23 protein-coding genes are annotated in these 24,536 nt (G+C 71.6%); 6 read left to right on the forward strand and 17 right to left on the reverse strand.

All coding sequences use genetic code 11. The annotated features are described in order from the left end of the window. Positions 1 to 11: 11 nt before the first annotated feature. The 4 genes from ABZZ38_RS15650 to ABZZ38_RS15665 all read right to left on the reverse strand — a co-directional run bounded on the left by ABZZ38_RS15650 (position 12) and on the right by ABZZ38_RS15665 (position 3,688). Positions 12 to 872, reverse strand: a complete 861-nt coding sequence (locus ABZZ38_RS15650) for a MetQ/NlpA family ABC transporter substrate-binding protein (protein ID WP_356739777.1) — start codon at positions 870 to 872, stop codon at positions 12 to 14. Positions 873 to 939: 67 nt separating this feature from the next. Then, a complete protein-coding gene (locus ABZZ38_RS15655) occupies positions 940 to 1,611 on the reverse strand; it encodes a methionine ABC transporter permease (RefSeq protein ID WP_356739779.1) in 672 nt (223 codons plus the stop codon). Continuing rightward, on the reverse strand, positions 1,608 to 2,642 hold the full coding sequence (locus ABZZ38_RS15660) for an ATP-binding cassette domain-containing protein (protein ID WP_356739781.1): 1,035 nt from the start codon (positions 2,640 to 2,642) through the stop codon (positions 1,608 to 1,610). The genes ABZZ38_RS15655 and ABZZ38_RS15660 overlap by 4 nt, the downstream gene beginning before the upstream one ends. Before the next feature lie 386 nt (positions 2,643 to 3,028). Then, positions 3,029 to 3,688 (reverse strand): HAD-IA family hydrolase, encoded by a 660-nt coding sequence (locus tag ABZZ38_RS15665; RefSeq protein ID WP_356739783.1) that lies wholly within the window; start codon positions 3,686 to 3,688, stop codon positions 3,029 to 3,031. Positions 3,689 to 3,761: 73 nt separating this feature from the next. On the opposite strand from ABZZ38_RS15665, the gene ABZZ38_RS15670 reads away from it, so the two are divergent. Together ABZZ38_RS15670 and ABZZ38_RS15675 are read left to right on the forward strand one after the other, a co-directional pair. Next, on the forward strand, positions 3,762 to 4,121 hold the full coding sequence (locus ABZZ38_RS15670) for a hypothetical protein (protein WP_356739785.1): 360 nt from the start codon (positions 3,762 to 3,764) through the stop codon (positions 4,119 to 4,121). A 63-nt stretch (positions 4,122 to 4,184) separates the two neighbouring features. After that, positions 4,185 to 4,541: a hypothetical protein gene (locus ABZZ38_RS15675; protein WP_356739864.1), complete on the forward strand. Its 357-nt coding sequence runs from the start codon at positions 4,185 to 4,187 to the stop codon at positions 4,539 to 4,541. Here the strand turns inward: ABZZ38_RS15675 and ABZZ38_RS15680 are convergent. The 3 genes from ABZZ38_RS15680 to ABZZ38_RS15690 form a co-directional block, all read right to left on the reverse strand. After that, a complete protein-coding gene (locus ABZZ38_RS15680) occupies positions 4,519 to 4,995 on the reverse strand; it encodes a GNAT family N-acetyltransferase (protein ID WP_356739787.1) in 477 nt (158 codons plus the stop codon). The genes ABZZ38_RS15675 and ABZZ38_RS15680 overlap by 23 nt on opposite strands. 39 nt (positions 4,996 to 5,034) lie before the next feature. Continuing rightward, complete coding sequence (locus ABZZ38_RS15685; protein ID WP_356739789.1) at positions 5,035 to 5,598, reverse strand: sigma-70 family RNA polymerase sigma factor; 564 nt, start codon at positions 5,596 to 5,598, stop codon at positions 5,035 to 5,037. A 343-nt stretch (positions 5,599 to 5,941) separates the two neighbouring features. Next, entirely contained in the window at positions 5,942 to 7,084 is a 1,143-nt protein-coding gene (locus tag ABZZ38_RS15690) for a glycerophosphodiester phosphodiesterase (RefSeq protein WP_356739791.1), read from the reverse strand. A gap of 275 nt (positions 7,085 to 7,359) precedes the next feature. Here ABZZ38_RS15690 and ABZZ38_RS15695 point away from each other — a divergent pair, with 275 nt between their 5' ends. Beyond that, positions 7,360 to 7,989 carry a lysophospholipid acyltransferase family protein gene (locus ABZZ38_RS15695; RefSeq protein WP_356739865.1) on the forward strand — a complete coding sequence of 210 codons (630 nt, stop codon included), beginning with the start codon at positions 7,360 to 7,362 and terminating at the stop codon, positions 7,987 to 7,989. Positions 7,990 to 8,108: 119 nt separating this feature from the next. On the opposite strand, the gene ABZZ38_RS15700 is transcribed toward ABZZ38_RS15695, so the two are convergent. From ABZZ38_RS15700 to ABZZ38_RS15715, 4 genes are all read right to left on the reverse strand, one after another. Then, the gene (locus tag ABZZ38_RS15700; protein ID WP_356739793.1) at positions 8,109 to 9,653 is read right to left on the reverse strand and encodes an MFS transporter; all 1,545 of its coding nucleotides are present in this window, start codon (positions 9,651 to 9,653) and stop codon (positions 8,109 to 8,111) included. Then, positions 9,650 to 10,201 carry a helix-turn-helix domain-containing protein gene (locus tag ABZZ38_RS15705; protein ID WP_356739795.1) on the reverse strand — a complete coding sequence of 184 codons (552 nt, stop codon included), beginning with the start codon at positions 10,199 to 10,201 and terminating at the stop codon, positions 9,650 to 9,652. The genes ABZZ38_RS15700 and ABZZ38_RS15705 overlap by 4 nt, the downstream gene beginning before the upstream one ends. Positions 10,202 to 10,357: 156 nt before the next feature. Beyond that, complete coding sequence (gene argH / locus ABZZ38_RS15710; protein WP_356739797.1) at positions 10,358 to 11,785, reverse strand: argininosuccinate lyase; 1,428 nt, start codon at positions 11,783 to 11,785, stop codon at positions 10,358 to 10,360. Positions 11,786 to 11,900: 115 nt separating this feature from the next. Continuing rightward, positions 11,901 to 13,094, reverse strand: coding sequence for an argininosuccinate synthase (locus tag ABZZ38_RS15715; RefSeq protein ID WP_356739799.1), 1,194 nt, complete (start codon positions 13,092 to 13,094; stop codon positions 11,901 to 11,903). 290 nt (positions 13,095 to 13,384) lie between these two features. Here ABZZ38_RS15715 and ABZZ38_RS15720 point away from each other — a divergent pair, with 290 nt between their 5' ends. Together ABZZ38_RS15720 and ABZZ38_RS15725 are read left to right on the forward strand one after the other, a co-directional pair. Next, the gene (locus tag ABZZ38_RS15720; protein ID WP_356739801.1) at positions 13,385 to 13,978 is read left to right on the forward strand and encodes a pyridoxamine 5'-phosphate oxidase family protein; all 594 of its coding nucleotides are present in this window, start codon (positions 13,385 to 13,387) and stop codon (positions 13,976 to 13,978) included. A gap of 69 nt (positions 13,979 to 14,047) precedes the next feature. Next, on the forward strand, positions 14,048 to 14,749 hold the full coding sequence (locus tag ABZZ38_RS15725) for a L,D-transpeptidase family protein (RefSeq protein ID WP_356739803.1): 702 nt from the start codon (positions 14,048 to 14,050) through the stop codon (positions 14,747 to 14,749). A 371-nt stretch (positions 14,750 to 15,120) separates the two neighbouring features. Here the strand turns inward: ABZZ38_RS15725 and ABZZ38_RS15730 are convergent, their stop codons facing one another. The 5 genes from ABZZ38_RS15730 to argC all read right to left on the reverse strand — a co-directional run bounded on the left by ABZZ38_RS15730 (position 15,121) and on the right by argC (position 20,022). Beyond that, complete coding sequence (locus tag ABZZ38_RS15730) at positions 15,121 to 15,657, reverse strand: arginine repressor (RefSeq protein ID WP_356739805.1); 537 nt, start codon at positions 15,655 to 15,657, stop codon at positions 15,121 to 15,123. A gap of 7 nt (positions 15,658 to 15,664) precedes the next feature. Beyond that, the gene (locus ABZZ38_RS15735) at positions 15,665 to 16,861 is read right to left on the reverse strand and encodes an acetylornithine transaminase (protein WP_356739806.1); all 1,197 of its coding nucleotides are present in this window, start codon (positions 16,859 to 16,861) and stop codon (positions 15,665 to 15,667) included. Then, entirely contained in the window at positions 16,858 to 17,757 is a 900-nt protein-coding gene (argB, locus tag ABZZ38_RS15740) for an acetylglutamate kinase (RefSeq protein WP_356739808.1), read from the reverse strand. The genes ABZZ38_RS15735 and argB overlap by 4 nt, the downstream gene beginning before the upstream one ends. After that, positions 17,754 to 18,905, reverse strand: coding sequence for a bifunctional glutamate N-acetyltransferase/amino-acid acetyltransferase ArgJ (gene argJ, locus ABZZ38_RS15745; protein ID WP_356739810.1), 1,152 nt, complete (start codon positions 18,903 to 18,905; stop codon positions 17,754 to 17,756). Before argJ ends, argB begins: the two co-directional genes overlap by 4 nt. Positions 18,906 to 18,993: 88 nt before the next feature. Further along, on the reverse strand, positions 18,994 to 20,022 hold the full coding sequence (gene argC, locus ABZZ38_RS15750; protein ID WP_356739812.1) for an N-acetyl-gamma-glutamyl-phosphate reductase: 1,029 nt from the start codon (positions 20,020 to 20,022) through the stop codon (positions 18,994 to 18,996). A 347-nt stretch (positions 20,023 to 20,369) separates the two neighbouring features. On the opposite strand from argC, the gene abc-f reads away from it, so the two are divergent. Further along, positions 20,370 to 22,016, forward strand: a complete 1,647-nt coding sequence (gene abc-f / locus ABZZ38_RS15755; RefSeq protein ID WP_356739814.1) for a ribosomal protection-like ABC-F family protein — start codon at positions 20,370 to 20,372, stop codon at positions 22,014 to 22,016. A 294-nt stretch (positions 22,017 to 22,310) separates the two neighbouring features. Here the strand turns inward: abc-f and ABZZ38_RS15760 are convergent, their stop codons facing one another. Further along, the gene (locus tag ABZZ38_RS15760; protein WP_356739816.1) at positions 22,311 to 24,488 is read right to left on the reverse strand and encodes a VCBS repeat-containing protein; all 2,178 of its coding nucleotides are present in this window, start codon (positions 24,486 to 24,488) and stop codon (positions 22,311 to 22,313) included. Between the last annotated feature and the right edge of the window lie 48 nt (positions 24,489 to 24,536).

The raw sequence follows: 24,536 nt of genomic DNA on the forward strand, positions 1-24,536 counted from the left end.
GGCCGCGGTGGTTACTTGACCGCGCCGAAGGCGGGGACGATGGAGCCGTCCTTGTAGGTGTCCGCGATGTACTTCTTCACCTCGGGCGAGTTGAGGAGCTCGGCCAGCTTCCGCACGCGGGCGTCCTTCTCGTTGCCCTTCTTGACGGCGAGGAAGTTGGCGTACGGGTTGCCCTCGGCCTTCTCCAGCGCCAGGGCGTCCTTGGCGGGGCTGAGCTTGGCCTCGATGGCGTAGTTGCCGTTGATGACGGCGGCGTCGACGTCGTTCAGGGCGCGGGGCACCGTGGCGGCCTCCAGCTCCTTGAACTCCAGGCCCTTCTTGTCCGCGATGTCGGAGAGCTTGCCGTTGGCGCCGACGCCGTCCTTGAGGGTGATGACGCCGTTGTCGGCGAGCAGCTTGAGCGCGCGGCCGCCGTTGGTGGTGTCGTTGGGGACGGCGACGCTCTGGCCGGGCTTCAGGTCCTTGAGGGACTTCAGCTTCTTGGAGTAGAGGCCGAGCGGCTCCAGGTGGACGTTGACGACCGGGACGATGGTGGTCTTGTTCTTCTTGTTGAAGTCGTCCAGGTACGGCTTGTGCTGGAAGTAGTTGGCGTCGACCTGGCCCTGCTGGGTGGCGGTGTTCGGCAGGACGTAGTCCGTGAACTCCTTGATCTCCAGCTTGAGGCCGGCCTTCTCGGCCAGGTTGTCCTTGACGTAGGTCAGGATGTCGGCGTGCGGCGTCGGGGACGCGGCGACGACGAGCGCCTTGGACTCGTCGCCCTTGCCGCCGTCGGACTTGGCGGCCGGGTCGGAGGCCGTGCCGCAGGCGGTCAGACCGAGGGCCAGGGCGGTGATGGTGGCGAAGGCGCCGGTGAGCTTGATGTTGTTACGCACGAAAAGTGCCTCTTTCTGGTGATGCGGACAGCGCCCGGACAAGGAGTGCGGGCTGTTTCTCGGAGGGTCAGGAAGCGGTGCGGCCGCGGCGCGCGAGAAGGCGTACGGCCCCGTCACCGATGAGCTGGACGATCGTGACGATGACGATCAGCAGCACCACGGTGATGAGCATGAACTCGGTCTCGAAGCGCTGGTAGCCGTAGGTGATGACCTTGGAGCCGAGCCCCTCGCCACCGACCGCGCCGGCCAGCGCCGAGTAGCTGATCAGCGTGATCACCGTCGTGGTCAGCGCGGCGACCAGGGACGGCAGGGCCTGCGGGAGGAGGACCTTCCACACGATCGTCGGGATGGAGCCGCCCATGGACTGGACGGCTTCGACCAGACCGTGGTCGACCTCGCGGATCGCGGTCTCGACCAGTCGCGCGAAGAACGGGATGGCGCCGATGGACAGCGGCACGATCATCGCGCTCGGGCCGATGAAGGTGCCGACCACGAGGGTCGTGAAGGGGATCAGGGCGACGAGCAGGATGATGAAGGGCAGTGAGCGGCCGATGTTGACGACCGCCCCGATGACCTTGTTCACCGGGCGGTTCTGCAACAGGCCGCCCTTGTCGGTCAGGACGAGGAGGATGCCGAGCGGCAGACCGCCGATGACGGTGACGACGGTGGACCACAGCACCATGTAGAGCGTGTCGATGGTGCCCTGCTCCAGCAGGGGCCGCATCTCTTCCCAGGTCACTTCGCGGCCTCCTTGACCGGCTCTTCGGTGGCGTCGATGACCTCGACCTGCAGGCCCTGCTCGCGCAGGAAGCCGACCGGGACGACGTTCTCCTCGTAACGGCCGGGCAGCTCGATACGCATACGGCCGACCTGCCGGCCGGCGACGGTGTCCATGGCGGCGCCGAGGATCGAGATGTCGATGTTGTACGTACGGGAGAGCTGGGAGATCACCGGCTGGGTGGCGGCCTCGCCGTGGAAGGTGACGTCCAGGACCGTGCGGTCGGGGCCGGAGGCGTCACCGCTCACCGGGAACAGTTCGTGGGCGAGCTCGGAGCCGGGGGTGGCGAGCAGTTCGGAGACCGTGCCGGTCTCGACGATCCTGCCCTTCCTCATCAGGGCGGCCGAGTCGCAGATCTGCTTGACGACGTCCATCTCGTGCGTGATGAGCAGGACGGTCAGGCCGAGCTGCCGGTTGAGGTCGCGCAGCAGCTGGAGGATGGAGCGGGTGGTCTCCGGGTCGAGGGCGCTGGTGGCCTCGTCGGAGAGCAGCACCTTGGGGTTGCCGGCCAGCGCGCGGGCGATGCCGACGCGCTGCTTCTGGCCGCCGGAGAGCTGGCCGGGGTACGCCTTGGCCTTGTCGGCGAGGCCGACGAGGTCGAGGAGTTCCAGGGCGCGGCGGGAGCGCTCGGCGCCGGAGACGCCGAGGATCTCCAGGGGCAGCTCGACGTTGTCCTTGACGGTGCGTGAGGACAGCAGGTTGAAGTGCTGGAAGACCATGCCGATGCGGCTGCGCGCCCGGCGCAGGTCCTTGCCGGCGCGGCGGCCCCGCCCGGCGAGCGCGGTGAGGTCGGTGCCGTCGACCGTCACGGTGCCGGAGGTGGGGCGCTCCAGGAGGTTGACGCAGCGGATGAGTGAGGACTTGCCGGCGCCGCTCTGTCCGATGACGCCGAAGACCTCGCCTTCGCGGACGTGGAGGTCGACGCCGTCCAGGGCGGTGACCTGGCGGCCTCTCGACTCGTAGACCTTCGTCAGGCCCGAGGTGGTGATCACAGGGGTTTCCGTCACTGTCGAGTGCGCGGCGCGGTGTCCGCCGGCACGGGGCAATTCGTCAATCCGACGTGCGGCACGGCTGGTTCGGCGGGTGGCCGGGAGGTGGCTCGTGCGCGGGGCAGGCGTCGCGGTCCGACGGGTTCGTCCGGACGCGGCTCGCTCGCTGTCGGTCTCTCGCTTCGGGGCGCGAGGCTCGGGCAGGGACCCTCAGAAGGCGCACATTCGACACATACAACGAACACCGGGCGTTGCCATCGCCTCGGTCGCAAGGGTGCGGTCGCTCGTCGTGGTCATGCGGGCCAGTAAAACAGACGGGCCTCCGTTCCCAGGACGGTTGTCCGAATAGCGGACCGGTGCGGTACGCCATGCGGACGATCGTGGTCCGGTCAGCTGTCCGTCGTGATCTCCACTCCCCCGGGTGTGGCCTGCGCGGACACCGCCGACAGGTCGGGTACGAGGGCGTCGGCGACGAGCTGCGAGGGGTGGTGGGTTGTGGTCAAGGCCACGGTGGTCATGCCGGCCGCGCGGCCCGCCGCCAGTCCGGCGGGGGCGTCCTCGAAGACGACGCACGCGGACGGGTCGACGCCCAGTTTGCCGGCGGCGAGGAGGAAGGGTTCGGGGTCCGGCTTGCCCCGGGTGATGTCGTCGGCGGCGACCACGACCGGGGCGTCGATGCCGACGGCGCGCAGCCGCGCCTCGGCGAGCGGCCGGGTGGCGGAGGTGACGACGGCCCAGCGGTCGGAGGGCAGGGAGGCGAGCAGTTCCCGGGTGCCGGGCAGCAGCCGCACGCCGCCGCCGGGTACGTCCTCGACCTCGAGCTGTTCGATACGGGCCAGGGCCCGGGGTATCTCGTGTGCCCGGTCGGCCGGCAGCAGTTCGGCGATGATCTCGACGGCGGGGCGGCCGTGCAGTTCGACGCGGGCGAAGTCCTCCGGCGCGATGCCGTACTCCCGGGCCCACCTCGTCCAGCACCGGTGGACGGACTCCAGGGACGAGACGAGGGTTCCGTCGTTGTCGAACAGGAGCGCTTCGGCATGGATCTTCATGGTCATCGACCCTACGTTTCCGCTGCCGGGGGCGGTCGCACCGGGTCTTTTGGCCCGTATTAGTCTCGGGCGCATGCTTGACGCCCTGACGGTCGCGGTCTCCGTGGCCGCGCTCGCCCTCGCCGCCTGGTGCGGCTTCGCCGCGTACCGGGACCAGCCGACGAAGGACTGGCACTTCATCGGCATGGCGGTGGTGACCGTGCTGGCGCTGGCGCAGCTGGTCGTCGGGTTCGTGCAGCTGGCGCGCGGGGAGAAGGCCCACGAGGGCACGGTGATCTTCGTCGCGTATCTGCTGGGCGCGTTCTGCGCGGTGCCCGCGGCCGGGTTCATGTCGCTGGCGGAGCGCTCCCGGTGGGGGTCGGCGACCGTCGCGGCGGGCGCGATCGTGCTGGCGGTGCTGGAAGTGCGCCTCTTCGACATCTGGGAGGGCTGAGGGGTGGCGGAGCGCCGTTTGACCCGGGGCCCGGGCATCCTGCTGGTCTGGCTGTACGGGGTGATGTCGGTCGGCGCGGTGTCGCGGTCGGCGTACCAGGTCGCCACCGAGTTCGACCGGGCGCCACTGGCGTACACGCTGTCGGCGCTGGCGGCGGTGGTGTACGTCTTCATCACGTACACGCTGGTACGCGGCGGGGAGACGGCCCGCAGGGCGGCGCTGGTGTGCTGCGCCGCCGAGCTGGTGGGCGTCCTGACCGTGGGGACCTGGACCCTGGTGGACCCCGGTTCGTTCCCGGACGCCACGGTGTGGTCCAAGTACGGGTTCGGTTACGTCTTCATCCCGGTGCTGCTGCCGGTGACCGGGATCCTGTGGCTGCGGAAGGCCCGGACAGCCGCTAGGCGGCCTTCTCCAGCGTGACGAGGGTGAGGCGCGGGCCCACCTGCTGGGTGGCGACGGCCTCGTAGCCCTTCTTGCGGTAGAGGCGGAGGTTGCCCTCGCTGCGGTGGCCGGTGAAGAGCTGGTAGCGCTTGGCGGCGGGGGCGGCGGCGAAGTGCTGCTCGATGGCGTCGAGGAGGCGGCCCCCGAGGCCGTGGCGGCGCATCCGGGGGTGGACGATGAGCTTGGCGATCCTGGCCGTGCCGGTCTCGTCGATCTCACCGCGTACGGAGGCGACGACTTCCCCGCCGAGGCGGGCGACGAGGGCGTGGCCGCGGGCCAGTTCGGCCCTCAGGTCGTCGAGGGTCTGCGTGAGGGGCTCGATGGTGTAGTCGCCGTAGAGTTCGGCCTCGCTCTGGTAGCACAGGTACTGCAGCTTGAGGATGTGCTCGGCGTCCCGCTCGTCCGCCGCTGAGATGGTCACGCTCATGCCCATGTGTGCATGCCTCCGGCTCACCTGATACGCCCTGTCGGTCTACCGCACCTTTCCCCGATGTTCAGGCGCGGCAACCTCTGCCGCCAGCATTCTGCGCAAGCATCCCAGGCAGCGGGAACGCATCGGCCCAAGACTTCCCTGTGAGATACCCAACTCTCCTGCGATTTCACGGTACGTGGGGTCTTTGGGCGACAGCATCGCAGCCAGCAGCCGTCGGCAGCGGGTGGGGGTGCGCCGAATCGCGGCGCGCAGGGCGCGGCGCGATTCGGCGGCGAGCGCCACGCGCTCGGGCCCCGCGTCGAGGGCCGGTTCGTCACCGCCGTAGGGGCGTTCGCGCACGGAGGTGCGCCGGGCGCGGCGCGCCTCGGCCCGTACGGCGCGACGCAGCCAGTCGGCGGGGTGGTCGGGGACGCCGGGACCGCCGTCCAGCCGTTCCAGGAGCCGGAGCCAGACGGCCTGTTCCAGGTCGCCCGGCTCCACCCCGGCGGCCCCGGCCTCGGCCCGCGACTCGGCGGCGAGCAGCGGCGCGAGGGTGCCGAGCAGCTCCGGGACGGTGGCCGCCGCTGCGGCTTGTGCGGTGGTCCTGCCGGTGGGTGTCGTCATACCGCCCACGACAGGGGACGGCGCGTGCACGGTTTCGGTACGCCGCCGAAACCGCCCGTGCGGGCGGATATGACGGCGCCCGGCTGACGCGGGGCGCGGGGGCCGCGATGTGGGGACGGGAAGCGGGCGGGGCAACGCCGCGCGCCACCGCCGGCACGGCCACCGCAGTCGCGCCTGCGCGGGGCAGGCAGCGCGACCGAGGCGTCGCGCGCCCCGTCGTGACCCGTGCCGTGTGCGCCGGCCCCGGTGCGCCGGGGCGCGTCAGGTGCCTCCGGGCACTGGGCCCCGGCTCCGGGGCCGGCGTCGGGGCCCAGTGCCCCGAGCCGGCCGCGGGGGCCGGAGGTCAGCGGGCGCGGTGGTCCGCCGCCGCCAGGAGCGCCGTGTCCGGCTGGTCGGTGAAGATGCCGTCGATGCCCGTGGCGAAGTACGCCTCGTACGCGCCGAAGACGTCACCGAACGCCGAGGGGTCCGTGCCGCGCCGGAAGTCGGCCGGCAGGAAGGTGTTCTCGTTGCGCAGGGTGTACGGGTGGAGGATCAGGCCCTCTGCGTGCGCGTCGCGCACCAGCGTGGTGGGCGTGCCCAGCCTGCCGTCCTTGTCCTTCGGGATGACGAGGTCCAGCAGGGGGCCGATGCCCTGCGCGTACGACGCGATCCACTTCAGGCCCTCGGGCGTGATCAGGTCGGCGACCGTGCGCGGGTCGCCCGCCTCGCGGAAGTCCCAGGGGCGGTCGTCGGCCGTCCACAGCAGCACCACGCGCGGCGTGGAGACGAGCTTCGCCATCCGCCGCATGCTGGTCGGCTCGAACGACTGGAGGAACGTCGGCGAGTCGGCGCGGTGGCGCCCGTACCGGCGCAGCAGCCCGGCCAGCGGCTCCTCCAGGCCGAGGCCCAGCCTGCGGAAGTAGGTCGGGTGCTTGGTCTCGACGTACAGCCAGACCGGCCGGCCACGCCGGCGGCCCTCCTTCTCCGCCCAGCGCAGCACCTCCTCGAAGGTGGGTATCGTCCACCGCCCGTCGTACAGGGTGTTCTCCTGGCGCGTGCCCGGGATGCGTTCCTTGGCGCGCAGCGTCTTCAGCTCGGCGAGCGTGAAGTCCTCGGTGAACCACCCCGTCAGCGCGGTGCCGTCCACCGTCTTCGTGGTCCTGCGGGAGGCGAACTCAGGGTGGTCGGCGACGTCCGTCGTCGCCGTGATGTCGTTCTCGTGGCGGCAGACCAGGTGTCCGTCCTTCGTGGGGACGAGGTCCTGTTCGATGACGTCCGCGCCCATGTCGAGGCCGAGCTGGTAGGAGCCGAGGGTGTGTTCGGGCCGGTAGCCGCTGGCGCCGCGGTGCGCGATGACCGTCGGGACGGGCAACCGCCGGTACCCGCCCACCGGTGCCGCCTGTGCCGTACCGCCGCCTCCGCCCAGGGAGAGGGCGGCCGAGCCGAGCACCGCCGCTCCCAGCACGGTCCGCCGGCCCGGACTCCTGCGCGCACCCTGTGTCATGAAGGCTCCTTCGTGAGCGTCGTCGTGCGTCCTTTCGGACGATTGAGCGAGCCCGATCGTAGGGATTCCCCTCTTCTTTGCGGGAGACCCACGACGAACATGTGGAAAACACGGGTCAACACTGTGTATCGGCTCGGTGAACCCGATGTGCGGTCGAGGCGGACCCGCGAGTATCGTCCTCACCTGCACATACTTGGCTCCCTACTCGGTCGGCTACTTCGTCGGAGGACTCGTTGTCCCGCTTCGCGCTCATCAAGGCAGTGCTCGGCCCGGTCATGCGCCTGATGTTCCGCCCCCGGGTGGAGGGTGCCGACAACATCCCCGGTGACGGGCCGGTCATCCTCGCGGGCAACCACCTGACGTTCATCGACTCCATCGTCCTGCCGATCGTGTGCGACCGGCAGGTCTACTTCATCGGCAAGGACGAGTACGTCACCGGCAAGGGACTCAAGGGCCGTCTGATGGCCTGGTTCTTCACGGGTGTCGGCATGATCCCGGTGGACCGCGACGGCGCGAACGGCGGTGTGGCCGCGCTGATGACCGGCCGCCGGGTGCTGGAGGAGGGCAACGTCTTCGGCATCTACCCGGAGGGCACCCGCTCCCCCGACGGCCGCCTCTACCGGGGCCGTACGGGTATCGCGCGCCTCACGCTGATGACCGGCGCGCCGGTGGTGCCGTTCGCGATGATCGGCACGGACAAGCTCCAGCCGGGCGGCGCGGGCCTGCCGCGGCCGGGCCGGGTGACGGTGCGGTTCGGTGAGCCGATGGAGTTCTCGCGGTACGAGGGCATGGACCGCGACCGGTACGTCCTGCGGGCGGTGACGGACTCGGTGATGGCGGAGGTCATGCGGCTGTCCGGGCAGGAGTACGTCGACATGTACGCCACGAAGGCGAAGGCGGCGTAACCGACGGCGCGATGCGACGTGCGAAGGGCCGCACCCCAAGCGGGGTGCGGCCCTTTCGCGCGTGCGTCGTCGCGGGGTCGCGCCGGCGCGCCTCTTCGCTCGGCGCGTCCTCGCGTGCGTCACGGGTGCTCGACGCCCTCCGCCAGCTTCTGACCCCGCAGCAGGAACCACGCCGCGACCGCCGTCGCCAGGAGGACCGCCGCGCCGACGCCCGCCGCGATGCGCAGCCCCTCGACGAAGGCGTCCTGCGCGGCGGTGACCAGCGCAGTGGCCGTCGCGTCCGGCAGGTCGGCGGACACCTCCACGGCGCCGCCCAGCGACTGGTGCGCCGCCGCGGCCGTACCGGCGGGCACGCCCCGCGGGGTGACGAAGTCGCTGTAGACGCCGGTCACCACGGAGCCGAGGAGCGCGATGCCGAGCGCCGCGCCGAGTTCGTACGCCGTCTCCGACACGGCCGACGCGGCGCCCGCCTGCTCGCGGGGAACGCTGGACAGGATGACGTCGGCGGTCACCGTGAAGGCGAATCCCGCGCCCACGCCCACCACGAGCAGCGACGCCCCGAGCATCGGGTAGCCGGTGTTCCGGTCGAGGAGCGTCAGCGCGGCGAGTGCGACGCCGACCGCGGCGAGCCCGCCGGAGACCACCGACCGCACCGAGAAGCGGCGGGCGGTGACGCCCGCCATGAGACCGGCCGTCACCGCGCCGATGGCGGCGGGCAGTTCGGCGAGGCCCGCCTCCAGTGGGTGGCGGCCCTGGACGAGCTGGAGGAACTGGGAGAGGAAGAACACCAGTCCGGACAGGCCCAGGATGGTCAGCAGGTCGGCGAGGACGGCTCCGGAGAAGCCCCGGTGGTGGAAGAGCCGCATGTCCAGCAGGGGTGCGTCGAGCCGGAGCTGCCGCCGGACGAACCAGGTCAGCGCCCCCACACCGATGACGGCGGCGACGCCCATGTCGAGGCGCAGGCCGTGGGCCGCCGCCTCCTTGACGGCGTACACGACACCGATCATGCCGACGAGCGACAGCACGACGCTCGGCAGGTCCCAGGGGCCGGGTGAGGGGTTCTTCGACTCGGGGATGAACTTGGCACCCACGACGACGAGGACCACCATGACGGGCAGGTTGATCAGGAAGACCGAGCCCCACCAGAAGTGCTCCAGCAGGAAGCCGCCGACGACCGGTCCGACGGCCGCGCCGGCGGACGCCATGGCGCCCCAGATGCCGATGGCGAGACTGCGCTCGCGCGGGTCGTGGAAGAGGTTGCGGATCAGGGCGAGCGTGGACGGCATGAGCGTGGCGCCGGCGACGCCGAGCAGCGCCCGGGCGACGATCATCAGCTCGGGCGTGGTCGCGTACGCGTTGAGGACGGAGACCGCTCCGAACGCGGCGGCGCCGGTGAGCAGCAGCTTCTTGCGGCCGATGCGGTCGCCGAGGCTGCCCATGGAGACGAGGAGCCCGGCGATGACGAAGGAGTAGACGTCGCCGATCCACAGCAGCTGGGTGCCCGTCGGCCTGAGGTCCTCGCTGAGGAAGGGGGTCGCGAGACCGAGGACGGTGGCGTCCACCGCGACGAGCAGCACGGCCAGGACGAGCACGGCGAGTGCCAGCCACCGGCCGGGGCGACGCAGAACCTCCGCTTCCCTGCCGAGCTGATCAATACCGGTCATCTTTCCACGCTCCTGCGCGCTCCGCCGAGCAGCAACTCGACGATCATGTACTGGAAGTCCTTGGCGGCGACCCGCCCGTCCTGGACGGCCCAGGCGCCGGTGCCGATGAGGCCGTAGAGCGCCTCGGTGAGCCAGGCGGGCGTGAGGTCGATCCGGAACTCGCCCTGCTCCTGGCCGCGCCGGAAGAGCGCGGATACGCGGGCGTCGAGGCGGGCCCAGCCCTCGTTCACCCCGTCACCCTCGAAGAGCTGGTTCTCGGTGACGAGGAACGCGAGCAGTCCCGCGACCGGCTCCAGCCCGGCGACGAGCCGGCGCAGCGCCTTCTCGGCGGTGCCGTCGTCGAGCCGGGCCTGGTCGATGGCCGCCTCGAACTCCTGGATCCCGAGCGCCTCCAGCGCCCTGACCAGGGCGTCCCGCCCCGCGAAGTGGCGGTGGAGGGTGGCCCGGCCGATGCCCGCGGCGCGTGCGACCTCGTCCATGGTGGCGGTCGACTTACGGGAGAGGAGGGCGGCGGCGGTGCGCAGCACCTGCTCACGATCGACTGTCATGAGACAACCATAACCCAGCTGAGACATCGACGTCTCATTCGGTACGGTGGCGCCTCAGTCCTGGTGGTTCTCCGCCCTGGTGATTTCCCCGGCAGGACGACGGCGCCCCCGCCCGGCGAACCGGGACGGGGGCGCCGTGGAGCGCGCGTGCAGGGCTTACCGCTTCGCGGTGGCCCAGGCGTGCTGGATCACCAGGTCCGCCTTGACCTCGGACAGCTGGGTGGCGACGGCGGAGGGGGCGGTGCCGCCCCGTCCGCTGCGGGAGGCCAGGGCGCCGGGGACGTTGAGGACCGTCCGGACCTCGGGGGTGAGGTGCTCGGAGATCTTGGCGAACTGCTCGTCGGTGAGCTCGTCCAGCTCGATGCCCCCGGCCTCGCACTCCTTGACGCACTCGCCCGCGACCTCGTGCGCCACCCGGAACGGCACACCCTGCTTGACCAGCCACTCCGCGATGTCCGTCGCGAGGGAGAAGCCGGCCGGGGCGAGCTCCTCCATCCGCTCCCGGTTGACGGTGAGCGTGGCCATCATGCCGGTGAAGGCGGGCAGCAGGACCTCCAGCTGGTCGCAGGAGTCGAAGACCGGCTCCTTGTCCTCCTGGAGGTCGCGGTTGTACGCGAGCGGGAGCGCCTTCAGGGTCGCGAGCAGGCCCGTGAGGTTGCCGATCAGACGGCCGGACTTGCCGCGGGCGAGCTCGGCGATGTCGGGGTTCTTCTTCTGCGGCATGATCGACGAGCCGGTCGAGAAGGCGTCGTGCAGGGTCACGAAGGAGAACTCCTTCGTGTTCCAGATGATGACCTCCTCGGCGATCCGGGAGAGGTTGACGCCGATCATCGCGGTGATGAACGCGAACTCGGCGACGAAGTCGCGCGAGGCGGTGCCGTCGATCGAGTTGCCCGCGCTGCCGTTCTCGAAGCCCAGGTCCTTGGCGACCGCCTCCGGGTCGAGCCCCAGGGAGGACCCGGCGAGGGCGCCGGAGCCGTACGGGGAGACGGCCGTGCGCTTGTCCCACTGACGCAGCCGCTCCGCGTCCCGGGAGAGGGACTGCACATGGGCGAGCACATGGTGGGCGAAGAGCACGGGCTGGGCGTGCTGGAGGTGCGTACGTCCCGGCATGGCGACGTCCGGGTGGGCCTCGGCGAGGCCGACGAGGGCGTCCTGGAGGTCGGCGAGCAGGCCGCCGATGATCCGGGCGTGGTCGCGCAGGTACATCCGGAAGAGCGTGGCGACCTGGTCGTTGCGGGAGCGGCCGGCGCGCAGCTTGCCGCCGAGGTCGGGGCCGAGCCGCTCCAGCAGGCCTCGCTCCAGGGCGGTGTGGACGTCCTCGTCGGCGATGGTGCCCACGAAGTCGCCCGAGGCCACGTCCGCCTCCAGCTGGTCGAGCCCGGCCAGCATGCGCGTCAGCTCGTCCTCGGTGAGCAGCCCGGCCTTGTGGAGCACGCGCGCGTGGGCACGCGAACCGGCGATGTCGTACGGCGCGAGGCGCCAGTCGAAGTGCACGGACGCCGACAGCTTCGCCAGCGCCTCGGCGGGACCGTCGGCGAACCGGCCGCCCCAGAGCCGGACGTCACCGTTGTTGCTGCTCACTGCTGCTCCTCGGGAGGGTGGATGTGCCACCGCCTCCCCGCCGCGCTACGTACGGGGAGGCGGTTGTCGAACGAGCCGGGCCGGGCCGGGTCAGGTCAGGTCAGGTCAGGTCAGGTCAGGTCAGGTCACGCTTGGCGGCGATCTTCGCCGAGAGGGCGAAGATGTCGATGAATCCCTGTGCCTTGGACTGGTCGAAGGTGTCGCCCGTGTCGTATGTCGCCAGGTTGAAGTCGTACAGCGCCTCGTCGGACTTCCGGCCGGTGACGACGGCGCGGCCACCGTGCAGAATCATCCGGATGTCGCCGGAGACGTGCTGGTTGGCCTCGTTGATGAAGCCGTCCAGGGCCCGCTTGAGCGGGGAGAACCACAGGCCGTCGTAGACCAGCTCGCCCCAGCGCTGCTCGACCTGCCGCTTGTAGCGGGCCAGCTCGCGCTCGACGGTGACGTTCTCCAGCTCCTGGTGGGCGGTGATCAGGGCGATCGCGCCGGGGGCTTCGTAGACCTCACGGGACTTGATGCCCACGAGCCGGTCCTCGACCATGTCGATCCGGCCGATGCCCTGGGCGCCGGCCCGCTCGTTCAGCTGCTGGATGGCCTGCAGGACGGTGACGGGCTTGCCGTCGATCGCGACCGGCACGCCCTCCTTGAAGGTGATGACGACCTCGTCGGCCTCGCGGGGGGTGGCCGGGTTCGAGGTGTACTCGTAGATGTCCTCGATCGGCGCGTTCCAGATGTCCTCGAGGAAGCCGGTCTCGACGGCGCGGCCGAAGACGTTCTGGTCGATGGAGTACGGGGACTTCTTGGTGGTGGCGATCGGGAGGTTCGCCTTCTCGGCGAAGGCGATGGCCTTGTCCCGGGTCATGGCGTAGTCACGGACCGGGGCGATGCACTTCAGGTCGGGCCCGAGGGCCTGGATGCCGGCCTCGAACCGGACCTGGTCGTTGCCCTTGCCGGTGCAGCCGTGCGCCACGATGCCGGCGCCGTGCTTCTTCGCGGCGGCGACCAGGTGCTTGACGATCGCGGGGCGGGAGAGCGCCGAGACCAGCGGGTAACGGTCCATGTACAGCGCGTTCGCCTTGATGGCCGGGAGGCAGTACTCCTCGGCGAACTCGTCCCTGGCGTCCGCGACCTCCGCCTCGACCGCACCGCAGGCGAGCGCGCGCTTACGGATGACGTCCAGGTCCTCGCCGCCCTGGCCGACATCCACGGCGACGGCGATGACCTCGGCACCCGTCTCCTCGGCGATCCAGCCGATGGCGACGGAGGTGTCCAGTCCGCCCGAGTAGGCGAGTACGACGCGCTCGGTCACGGGTTTCTCCTTACGGTGCATTCACTGACAGGTATAACTATGCAGACCGCCGTATGTTTTGTCAACGCGCCGACGGGAGGCGGCGCGGTACGCCCGGAGCCGCGACGGCGGGCCCGCCACGCTCCTCCGGCGGCCCGGCCTGAATGGGTGCGCGCGGGCGGCGTACGGTGCGGGAGACGGGACCACTGGACGGGAGCGACCACCACCGCGCCCTGCCGGGCGGGCGGCACACCGGGGCGTGATCCGCCGACACCGGCCGTGCGGCGAGGTGATGGACGACAATCGCCGCCATGGGACAAAAATACGAACGCATCGAAGGCCGGATACGGGAGTTCATCGAGCGGCAACCGGTCTTCTTCACCGCCACCGCCCCGCTGACCGGTGACGGGCACGTCAACCTCTCCCCCAAGGGCCGCCGTGGCACGCTCGTCGTCATCGATGAACTGACCCTGGCCTACCTGGACTTCGGCGGCAGCGGCGCCGAGACGATCGCCCACCTGCGCGAGGAGGGCAACGGCCGCATCACGCTGATGTGGTGTGCGTTCAGCGGTCCCCCGAAGGTGCTGCGCGTACACGGGAAGGGGGAGGTGGTGTTCCGCGACGATCCGCGCTGGGCGGAGTACATCGCGCACTTCAAGGACGCTGACGGCCCGGCGGCCCGCGCGATCGTCGTGGTCCGCGCCACCCGGGTGAGTGACGCGTGCGGATTCGCCGTCCCCTTCATGGACTACCGCGAGGAGCGGACGCAGCACGCGGAGCACTTCGGCCGCAAGACGGACGAGGAGTTCGCGGCGTACTGCGAGAAGAAGGAGCACGTGGGCGTGAGCCTGGACGGGCTGCCGGCGCTCCCGCTGCCGCTTCCGCCGCGCACGGACGTCGCATAGCGCTGCAGGGCCGGCCATTCGGCCGCGCTCGGGGAGCGGGGGTCCGAGGGAGCGCATACGGTGCCGATCATGCGCCTCGGTCTCGCCCTCGCCGCCGTACTCCTGACGCTCGGCCCCACGGGCGGCGCACCCGTGTCCGGCGAACCGCTGCCCGCGCGGATGGCCGACACGGGTGGCGGTACGCAACTGATCACGGCCGAGGCGCCGCGCGCCGGAGCCACCACCGGGACGGTGACGTGGTGGGACCGGCGCGGCGGGCGGTGGGTGCGGGCGGGGTCGACGGGGGCGCGGTTCGGGGCGGGCGGGCTGGTGGAGGGCGACCGGCGCCGGCAGGGCACGTCCACCACACCCACGGGTCTGTACTCCCTCCCGTACGCCTTCGGCATCGAGGCCGCGCCGGCGGGGACGGCTGTCGCGTACCGCCGGGTGACCCGCGACTCCTGGTGGTGCCAGGACAACCGGTCGCGGGCGTACAACCGCTGGGTGGAGGGGCTGCCGGCCGACTGCCGGGCGGCCGAGGCCGAACACCTGATCACCTACGGGGAGCGGTACGCGCACGCGCTGGTGATCGGCTTCAACTACGACCGCCCGGTACGCGGCCGGGGCGCGGGCATCTTCCTGCACGTCAACGGGGATGGGGCGACCGCCGGTTGCGTATCGGTACCGGCCGGGGCGATGCGCCGGATCCTGGCCTGGGCGGAGCCGTGGCGCCGGCCGCACATCGCCATCGGCACGAGCGGTGGCGGCCCGACGGCGATCGTCCGGTACTGACCACCGCGACGCGTGTAGGGCCATATATCGAGACGGTGCCGGTCGCCGGTCACGGCCCACTTCAGCCTGCTGGCCGCGCTGCCGTCGGCGGTGGTCTCGGGGTGGCACAACGTCCCGGGTGCGCCGGTCGCCGCCTGGATGGAGGTGGCCGGCCCGGACCGGAGCACCGCTTCGGAGGTGGAGCACCGTTCCGAGCTCGGAGCACCGCTCACGACAAGGCGCACGGCCCCGGCCCGAGCACCGCACAGGACAAGGCGCACCGCTCCCGGCCCCGAGCACCGCTCACGACGAAGCACACCGCCCCCGGCCCCGAGCACCGCTCACGACGAAGCACACCCGCCGCATCAGCAGCGCGCCGCTCCGCGCCGTGGCTATCCCTCCTTCTGGGCCAGCCGCAGCAAGTGGTCCGCCAAGGGCTGGCCGCCCGCCGGGTCGCGGGAGATGAGCAGCAGCGTGTCGTCACCCGCGATGGTGCCCAGGATCGCGTGCAGTTGCGCCTGGTCGATGGCCGAGGCGAGGAACTGGGCCGCGCCCGGCGGGGTGCGCAGCACCACCAGGTTCGCCGAGGCCTCGGCGGAGATCAGCAGTTCGCCGGAGAGGCGCCGCATGCGCTCCTCCTTGGCCGACTCGCCCAGCGGGGCCTGCGGGGTGCGGAAGCCGCCTTCGCTGGGGACCGCGTAGATCAGTTCGCCGCCCGTGTTGCGGATCTTCACCGCGCCGAGCTCGTCGAGGTCGCGGGAGAGGGTCGCCTGAGTGACGCTCAGCCCGTCGTCCGCGAGCAGTTTCGCCAACTGGCTCTGGGAGCGCACCGGCTGGCGGTTGAGGATGTCCACGATCCGGCGGTGCCGTGCGGTGCGGGTCTGCGGAACGGACGGCCCGCCGTGCTCGTTGTCCTGGGCCTCGGTCATCGTCGTCTCATTCTCCGGATCGTCCTTCCCCGTTCACGCTGCCGAGGACGCCGGGCAGGGCCCGGAGGAAGGCGTCCACTTCGTCGTCACCGATGATCAGCGGCGGCATGAGCCGTACGACATCGGGGGCGGGCGCGTTCACCAGGAGGCCGGCGTCCTGAGCCGCCTGCTGCACCTGAGGTGCGAGGGGCTCGGTGAGCACGATACCCAGCAGGAGGCCCGCGCCACGGACGTGGGAGACCAGTGGGTGGCCCAGGGCCTCGATTCCCGCGCGCAGTTTCTCGCCGAGCCGCTTGACCTGGTCGAGCGTCGAATCGGCGGCGAGCGTGTCGAGTACGGCGAGCCCGGCGGCGCACGCGATGGGGTTGCCGCCGAAGGTGGTGCCGTGCTGGCCGGGAGTCAGGAGGTCGGCGGCCGGGCCGAAGGCGACGGTGGCACCGATGGGCAGTCCGCCGCCGAGGCCCTTGGCGAGGGTGACGATGTCCGGCTCGACGCCGTGCGCCTGGTGTTCGAACCAGTGGCCGCACCGGCCGATGCCCGTCTGCACCTCGTCGAGGACGAGGAGCGTGCCGGTGGCGCGGGTGATCTCGCGGGCGGCTTTCAGGTACCCGGCCGGGGGAACGACCACGCCGTTCTCGCCCTGGATGGGCTCGATGACGACAAGCGCGGTGCTCTCCGTGACGGCTGAGCGGAGCGCGTCGACGTCTCCGTACGGCACATGGGTGACGTCGCCGGGCAGCGGCAGGAACGGCTCCTGCTTGGCGGGCTGGCCGGTGAGTGACAGCGCGCCCATGGTGCGGCCGTGGAAGCCGCCGTCGGTGGCGACCATGTGGGTGCGGCCGGTGAGCCGGCCGATCTTGAAAGCGGCTTCGTTGGCCTCGGCGCCGGAGTTGCAGAAGAAGACGCGGCCGGGGCGGCCGAAGAGCTGGAGGAGCCGTTCGGCGAGCGCGACGGGCGGTTCGGCGACGAAGAGGTTGGAAACGTGGCCGAGGGAGACGACCTGCCGGGAGACCGCCTCGACGACGGCGGGGTGGGCGTGGCCGAGGGCGTTGACCGCGATGCCGCCGACGAAGTCGAGGTACTCGGTGCCGTCCGCGTCCCACACCTTCGCGCCCTCGCCGCGCACGAGCGAGAGCCGGGGAGTGCCGTAGTTGTTCATCAGCGCGCCCTGCCAGCGCCGCCGCAGCGCGTCGTCGGAGCTCATCCGGTTCCCCCTTCGTCCGGCACGACCATCGTGCCGATGCCCTCGTCGGTGAAGATCTCCAGGAGGATCGAGTGCTGCACGCGGCCGTCGATCACCCGGGCGGTGGTGACGCCGTTGCGTACGGCGTGCAGGCAGCCCTCCATTTTCGGGACCATGCCGCTGGAGAGGTCCGGCAGCAGTTTCTCCAGCTCGGTGGCGGTGAGCCGGCTGATGACCTCGTCACTGTGGGGCCAGTCCTCGTAGAGGCCCTCGACGTCGGTGAGGACCATCAGGGTCTCGGCACCCAGCGCCGCAGCGAGTGCCGCAGCCGCCGTATCAGCATTGACGTTGTAGACATGTCCGTCGTCCTGGGAACGGGCGATCGACGAGACGACCGGGATACGGCCGTCGGCGAGCAGGGCCTCGATGGCACCGGTGTCGATCCGGGTGATCTCGCCGACCCGGCCGATGTCCACGAGCTCACCGTCGATGCGCGGCTGGTGCTTGGTGGCGGTGATGGTGTGCGCGTCCTCGCCGGTCATACCGACGGCGAGCGGGCCGTGCTGGTTGAGCAGCCCGACGAGCTCGCGCTGGACCTGTCCGGCGAGGACCATCCGTACGACGTCCATCGCCTCCGACGTGGTGACCCTGAGGCCCGCCTTGAACTCGCTGACCAGGCCGTGCCGGTCCAGCTGGGCGCTGATCTGCGGCCCGCCGCCGTGCACGACGACCGGCTTGAGGCCGGCGTGGTGCAGGAAGACGACGTCCTGGGCGAAGGCCCCCTTCAGGTCCTCGTCGATCATGGCGTTGCCGCCGAACTTGATCACGACGGTCTTGCCGCGGTGGCGGGTCAGCCACGGCAGCGCCTCGATGAGGATCTGCGCTTTGGGAAGGGCGGTGTGCTTGCGAGTGCTCATGAGGAGTAGGCGCTGTTCTCGTGGACGTAGTCGGCGGTGAGGTCGTTGGTCCAGATGACGGCGGACGTGGACCCTGCCGAGAGGTCGGCGGTGATCGTCACTTCGCGGTAGCGCATGTCGACGAGGTCCCGGTCCTCGCCGACGGAGCCGTTCTTGCAGACCCAGACACCGTTGATGGCCACGTTCAGCCGGTCGGGCTCGAAGGCGGCCTTCGTGGTGCCGATGGCGGACAGGACACGGCCCCAGTTGGGGTCCTCGCCGTGGATGGCGCACTTCAGCAGGTTGTTGCGGGCGATGGAACGGCCCACCTCGACGGCGTCGTCCTCGGTCGCCGCGTTGATCACCTCGACGCGGATCTCCTTGGAGGCGCCCTCGGCGTCGCCGATGAGCTGGCGGCCGAGGTCGTCGCACACCTGGCGTACGGCCTCGGCGAAGTCGGCGTACGCGGGCGTGGTGCCGGAAGCGCCGGAGGCGAGCAGCAGGACGGTGTCGTTGGTCGACATGCAGCCGTCGGAGTCGACCCGGTCGAAGGTGACCCGGGTGGCGTCGCGCAGCGCCTTGTCGAGCGTCGCGGCCTCGACGTCGGCGTCGGTGGTGAGGACGACGAGCATGGTGGCGAGGCCGGGAGCGAGCATGCCCGCGCCCTTGGCCATACCGCCGACGGTCCAGCCGTCCTTGGTGACCACGGACGTCTTGTGGACGGTGTCGGTGGTCTTGATGGCGATGGCGGCCTTCTCGCCGCCGTGCTCGCTGAGCGCCGCGGCGGCCTTCTCGACGCCGGGCAGGAGCTTGTCCATGGGGAGCAGGACGCCGATGAGGCCCGTGGACGCGACGGCGACCTCACCCGCGCCGATACCGAGGACCTCGGCCGCCTTCTCGGCGGTGGCGTGGGCGTCCTGGAAGCCCTGGGGACCGGTGCAGGCGTTGGCCCCGCCGGAGTTCAGGACGACCGCGGTCAGCTCGCCGGTCTTCAGGACCTGCTCCGACCACAGGACGGGCGCGGCCTTGACGCGGTTGGAGGTGAACACACCCGCGGCGGCCCGGCGGGGCCCGGTGTTGACCACGAGGGCCAGGTCCGGATTGCCGTTCTCCTTGATCCCGGCGGCGATGCCCGCCGCCGTGAATCCCTTGGCTGCCGTCACACTCACGGTGTATCTCCATTCGCTTCTCCGCCCGCGCAGCACACAGGCGCGGGCTTCGTCATCGTCCGCGGCCCGGCGGCTGCGCGCGCGTCGCTCACGGTGCCACTCCGACCGTCGAGAGTCCGGTGTCCTCGGGAAGTCCGAGGGCGATGTTCATGCTCTGCACCGCGCCGCCGGCGGTGCCCTTGGTGAGGTTGTCGATGGCGCTGATCGCGATGACCCGGCCGGCCGTCCCGTCGTACGCGACCTGGACCTGGACGGCGTTGGAGCCGTACACGGAGGCGGTGGCGGGCCACTGCCCCTCCGGGAGGAGGTGGACGAACGGCTCGTCGGCGTACGCCTTCTCGTAGGCGGCCCGTACGTCCTCGGCCGCCGTGCCCGGCCTGGCCTTGGCGCTGCAGGTGGCGAGGATGCCGCGGGCCATGGGGGCGAGGGTGGGGGTGAACGAGACGGTGACCGGCTCGCCGGCGACGGCACCGAGGTTCTGCATCATCTCGGGGGTGTGCCGGTGGCCGCCTCCCACGCCGTACGGGGACATGGACCCCATGACCTCGGAACCCAGCAGGTGCGGCTTGAGCGCCTTGCCCGCGCCGGAGGTGCCGGTGGCGGCCACGATGACCGCCTCGGGCTCGACCAGCGCGCTCGCGTACGCCGGGAAGAGCGCGAGCGACACGGCGGTGGGATAACAACCGGGCACCGCGATGCGCTTGGACCCCTCCAGCACGGCGCGGGCACCCGGCAGCTCGGGGAGGCCGTAGGGCCACGTCCCGGCGTGGGGGGAGCCGTAGAACTTCTCCCAGTCCGCCGGGTCCCGGAGCCGGAAGTCGGCGCCCATGTCGACGACGAGGACGTCGTCCCCGAGCTGTTCGGCGACGGCGGCCGACTGGCCGTGCGGGAGGGCGAGGAAGACGACGTCATGGCCGGCGAGAACCTCGGCGGTGGTCGGCTCCAGGACGCGGCCGGCGAGCGGCACCAGGTGCGGCTGCAGCGCGCCGAACCTCTGGCCGGCGTTGGAGTTGCCGGTCAGGGCGCCGATCTCGACCTCGGGGTGGGCCAGGAGCAGCCGGAGAACCTCTCCGCCCGCGTACCCGCTCGCGCCCGCCACTGCTGCTCGCACTGCCATGGAACCCTCCTCCGTGATGGCATGACTATACGCACCTACGCAGCTTTATGCAACGAAGGGCGGGGCTCCCACCCGGAATGCGGCACCCGGGCCGCGCTCCGCGTGCGGTTCGCGACGCCATCCGGGGATCCATAGGAACGGGTGCGAAGGCGGGGCGGGTGCGAGGTGGGACGCCCGGGCCGGGTGGCGCCGATCCCCGGACTCCGCGAGACATAATGAGTAGAGACGAGACGCACCGTCTTGTTATGGTGCGCGCATGGCCTTCTTCTACTTTCCCTGAGTCCGGGCACGGCCGACGCCGCCGTTTCTGCTGTCCGCGAACCCTTCGCATCCCCAGGGAAAGTCACATGCGCGCACGCGCCCATACCTCCATGCCCGCTGCCGTGGCGCAGCTGTCCGTCAAGGACGTCACCAAGTCCTACGGCACCCGGACCGTCCTCGATAGCGTCTCCTTCACCATCCGCCCGGGCGAGAAGGCCGCCGTCATCGGCGAGAACGGCTCCGGCAAGTCCACCCTGCTGCGGCTGCTCGCCGCGTCCGAGGTGCCGGACGCCGGGGAGATCACCGTCGGCTTCCCCGGTGGCATGGGCCACCTCGCCCAGACCCTCGGCCTCGACCCGGACCGCACCGTGCGGGACGCCGTCGACCTCGCCCTCGCCGAACTGCGCGACATGGAGCGCCGGCTGCGCACGGCGGAGGAGCACCTCGGCGGGGCGTCGCAGGAGGAGCTCGCCGCGTACGGCGAGCTGCTGACCGCGTACGAGGAACGCGGCGGATACGAGGCGGACGCCCGCGTCGACGCCGCCATGTACGGGCTCGGGCTCGCCGGGATCACCCGCGACCGCGTGCTCGGCTCGCTCTCCGGCGGCGAGCAGTCGCGGCTCGCGCTCGCCTGCGTGCTGGCCGCCGCCCCCGAGCTGCTGCTTCTCGACGAGCCGACGAACCACCTCGACGCGGCGGCCGTGCGCTGGCTCGAGGAGCACCTGCGCGCGCACCGCGGCACCGTCGTCGCCGTCACCCACGACCGCGGCTTCCTGGAGCGCGTCGCCACCACGATCCTCGAGGTCGACCGGGATGCGCGCACGGTGCACCGGTACGGCGACGGCTGGTCCGGGTACCGCGCAGCGAAGGCCGCCGCCCGCCGCCGCGCGGCGCAGCGATACGCGGACTGGCTTCAGGAGGTGACCCGTACCGAGCAGCTGCTCGAAGGCGCCGGGAAGCGGCTCGCCACCACCGGCAGGGACCCGCGACAGGGCTTCGGCAAACACCGCCGCTCGCACGAGGCGAAGCTGGGCGGGCAAGTGCGGGCGGTCCGGGAGCGGCTGGCCCACCTGCGGCGCAACCCGGTGGCGGCGCCGCCGGAGCCGCTGCGGTTCACAGCGGCGCTGTCGGCGGCGGGCGGCGGGGGTCCTGCCGACCGCCCCCTCGCCGAGCTCGACGGCGTAGCGGTCGGCGGGCGGCTGCGTCTGGACGGGCCGCTGGCGATCGCGCCCGGACAGCGGCTGCTGGTCACGGGAGGGAACGGGGCGGGCAAGACGACGCTGCTGCGCGTCCTGGCGGGCGACCTGGAGCCGGACGCGGGGGCGGTGCGCCGCCCTGCTCGGATCGGGTACCTGGCGCAGGAGCTGCCCGCGCGCTCCACACGGCTCCCGCTGCTCGCCGCCTTCGCGGCCGGGCGGCCCGGGCCGCCGGCGGAGTACGCCGAACAGCTGCTGGCGCTGGGGCTGTTCCGTGAGGAGGACGTGCACGTCCCGGTCGCGGCGCTGTCCGCGGGGCAGCAGCGGCGGCTGCAGATCGCGCGCCTGGTGACCCGGCCTGCGGACCTTCTCGTACTCGACGAGCCGACGAACCACGTCGTCCTCGACCTGGTCGAGGACCTGGAGGCGGCGCTCGCGGCGTATCCGGGAGCGGTGGTCGCGGTCTCGCACGACCGCGGCTTCCGTGAGCGGTTCCCGGGGGACCGGCTGGAGCTGCGCGGCGGCCGGAGGTGCTGACCCTCCCGGGCGAGGGCCCGGACCGGCAGGACCGGCACGACCGGCAGGGCCGGACCACCCGGCCCGGTGGGGCTTGCGGACTTCGCCTCAAGCGCCGGGCGGGTTCGGTTTCAAGCACCGGGCGGGTTCGGCTCGCCCCGCCGGGTCATCCGGCGCGAGAGCTCGGGCAGGGCCACGTCGTCTTCCGGGGCGGCTGCTACGAGGGCTGAGCCCGAGGGCCCGGCGGAAGGGATCCGCCGGGCCCTCGGGGCGTACCCGCGCCCACTCATGGGGAGGGGCACCGGGAGACGTGGGTCAGGCGATGGACGCCCAGCTCTTCCACTCCGTGGCCTCTCCGGCCGCGACGCGGTTGGCGAAGGTGCCCGTGCCGGTGCCCGCGTTGAGCCAGAGGCGGTTGGAGGTGTCGCGGGAGACGAGGTCGTGCTTGCCGTCGCCGTTGAAGTCCCCGGTGCCGATGACGTCCTTGTAGGAGCCGCCCCAGTCCTTGAAGACCAGCGCGCGGGCGGCGAACGTACCGCCGCGGGTGCCGTTGTAGCGCCAGAGCTCACCGAACTTGTCCAGGGCGAGCACCTCGCCGATGCCGTCGCCGTTGAGGTCACCGGCCCCGATGACGCGCTTGTAGCCGGTCCAGTTGGATCCGATCTTCACGCGCGGGAGGAAACCGCTGGTGCCGTTGTGGGCGTAGAGGTAGAGGTGACCGGTGGCCGCGTCGCGGGCCACCAGGTCCGGGCGGCCGTCGCCCGTGTGGTCACCGCTGGAGAGCAGGGTGTCGTAGGCGCTCCAGTTGGAGGAGAGGCGCCGGTACGCCGAGTCGGTCGTGGGCAGGCCGCCGCAGACGGGGGTGTACAGGCGGGCCTCCCCGCCGGGCATCCTGGCGATCAGGTCGTTGCAGCGGTCACCGTCGAAGTCGCCGAAGGGCACGACCCGCGTGCCTTCCGGCCAGGTACGGATCTGGAACTTCCCCGTCGGGTTGGTGGTGTCCCGCGTGGCCAGGCCCATCCCCTGGGTGGTGGTGAGACCCAGGATGTCGCCACGCGTGTCGTCGGCGTGGTCGTGCCACTTGGGCAGGGAGCGGGTGCCCGTCGTCGCCGTGAAGGCCGCGTGCGTGCTGCCGTCCTCGGCGGACTGCGCCCAGACCGCCACCGGGCGTCCCTTGTCGTCGGTGGTCACCCGCCCCTCGCTGGAGGTGCTGTTGATCCGGCTGTTGAGGGTGAGCGGCTTGGAGATGCTGCCGACCGCGACGTTCTGGGTGACGAAGTCACGGCGGATGGTCCTGCTCGCCTCGTAACGCTTCCGCGTGTACGTGACGACGATCGAACCGGTCACCGTGCGCGTGCTGCTGAGCGAGTCGACGTCGGCGTCGGGAGCCAGCTGCTGGGGAGCACCCCAGGTGCCCTTGGCGGCCTGGAACGTGGCGACGGCCGGGTCGCTGCCGTACTGCCAGCCGACCGCCGTGACGTCGCCGTTCGGGGCGGTCAGCAACTCGGCCTGCGTGTAGGTGCCCGCGCCGATTCCGATACTCCTGGCCGGGCCCCAGTCCGCCGCTCCGGCGGGCTTGCGCGCGTAGTTGCCGAGGGAGAGCAGGTGGAACCCGCCCTGCGGGTGGGCGGCGAGTGTGACCTGCCCGGGCTGAACGCCGAGCTGGGGCAGAGCGCGCGGCGCGGTCCAGGCGTCGGTGCCGGCGGGCTTCTCCAGGTACGTGTAGTGCCACTGGTGCGCGCTCGGGTCGGGATCGACACCGTCGCCCGTGTAGCGGCTGTTGCCGCCCCACGCCACCGCCAGGGTGCCGTCGGTGGCGACGGCGAGGCGCAGGTCCCAGAGCGTGTAGGTGTAGGTGTGGTCGTCGCGGACGATCGGGTCCGGGAGCCGGTCGAGGCTCACCGGGGCGGACCAGGCAGCCTGGGGGCCGGACCGCTCGACGACCGTCAGCCGGCGGTCCTGGTCCATCCAGGCGACGGCCTGCCGACCCGCCGCGTTCCCCGCGATCGTGGTGACGCGGGTCCGCCAGTGGTACGAGTGGGTCGCGGGCGTGCCCGTCGTAACCTCCTCGGCGAGGCCGAAGGCGGTGCCGTCGGGAGCGAGCCGGGACATGCGCAGCGTGCTCCGCGCCCCGTCCTCCGCCTTCACCCACCACAGGAGGGTGAGGGCGCCGTCGTCGGTCCGCTGGAGCGTGGCCCCCGGTGCGGGCTTGGTCGACTGCCAGCTGCTGCTGCCCGCGGGGCGGACGGAGAGCACCGTCTCGCCGCCCTGGGTGAACAGTCCGGCCACGGTGCCGCCGCGGGTCGACTGCAGGTCGATGACCCGGGTGACGCCGGGCAGTTCCTTGGGCGCGGTCCAGGGTCCGAGACCGACCGGGACGGCGCCCGCGGTGGTGACGGCGGCCGGTGCGGCCTGGGCGCTCGGCGTGGCTACTGCCAGCGCGAGCACGGGAACGAGCGCGCTCCCCAGGAGCGCGCGGGACTGCAGGGTCATGTGGAAGGCCCCCCCGGGCTTGATGTCATGAAGTAGTCGCAGCGTATA

It is taken from the genome of Streptomyces sp. NPDC006368 (assembly GCF_040612535.1).
Classification (GTDB): domain Bacteria; phylum Actinomycetota; class Actinomycetes; order Streptomycetales; family Streptomycetaceae; genus Streptomyces.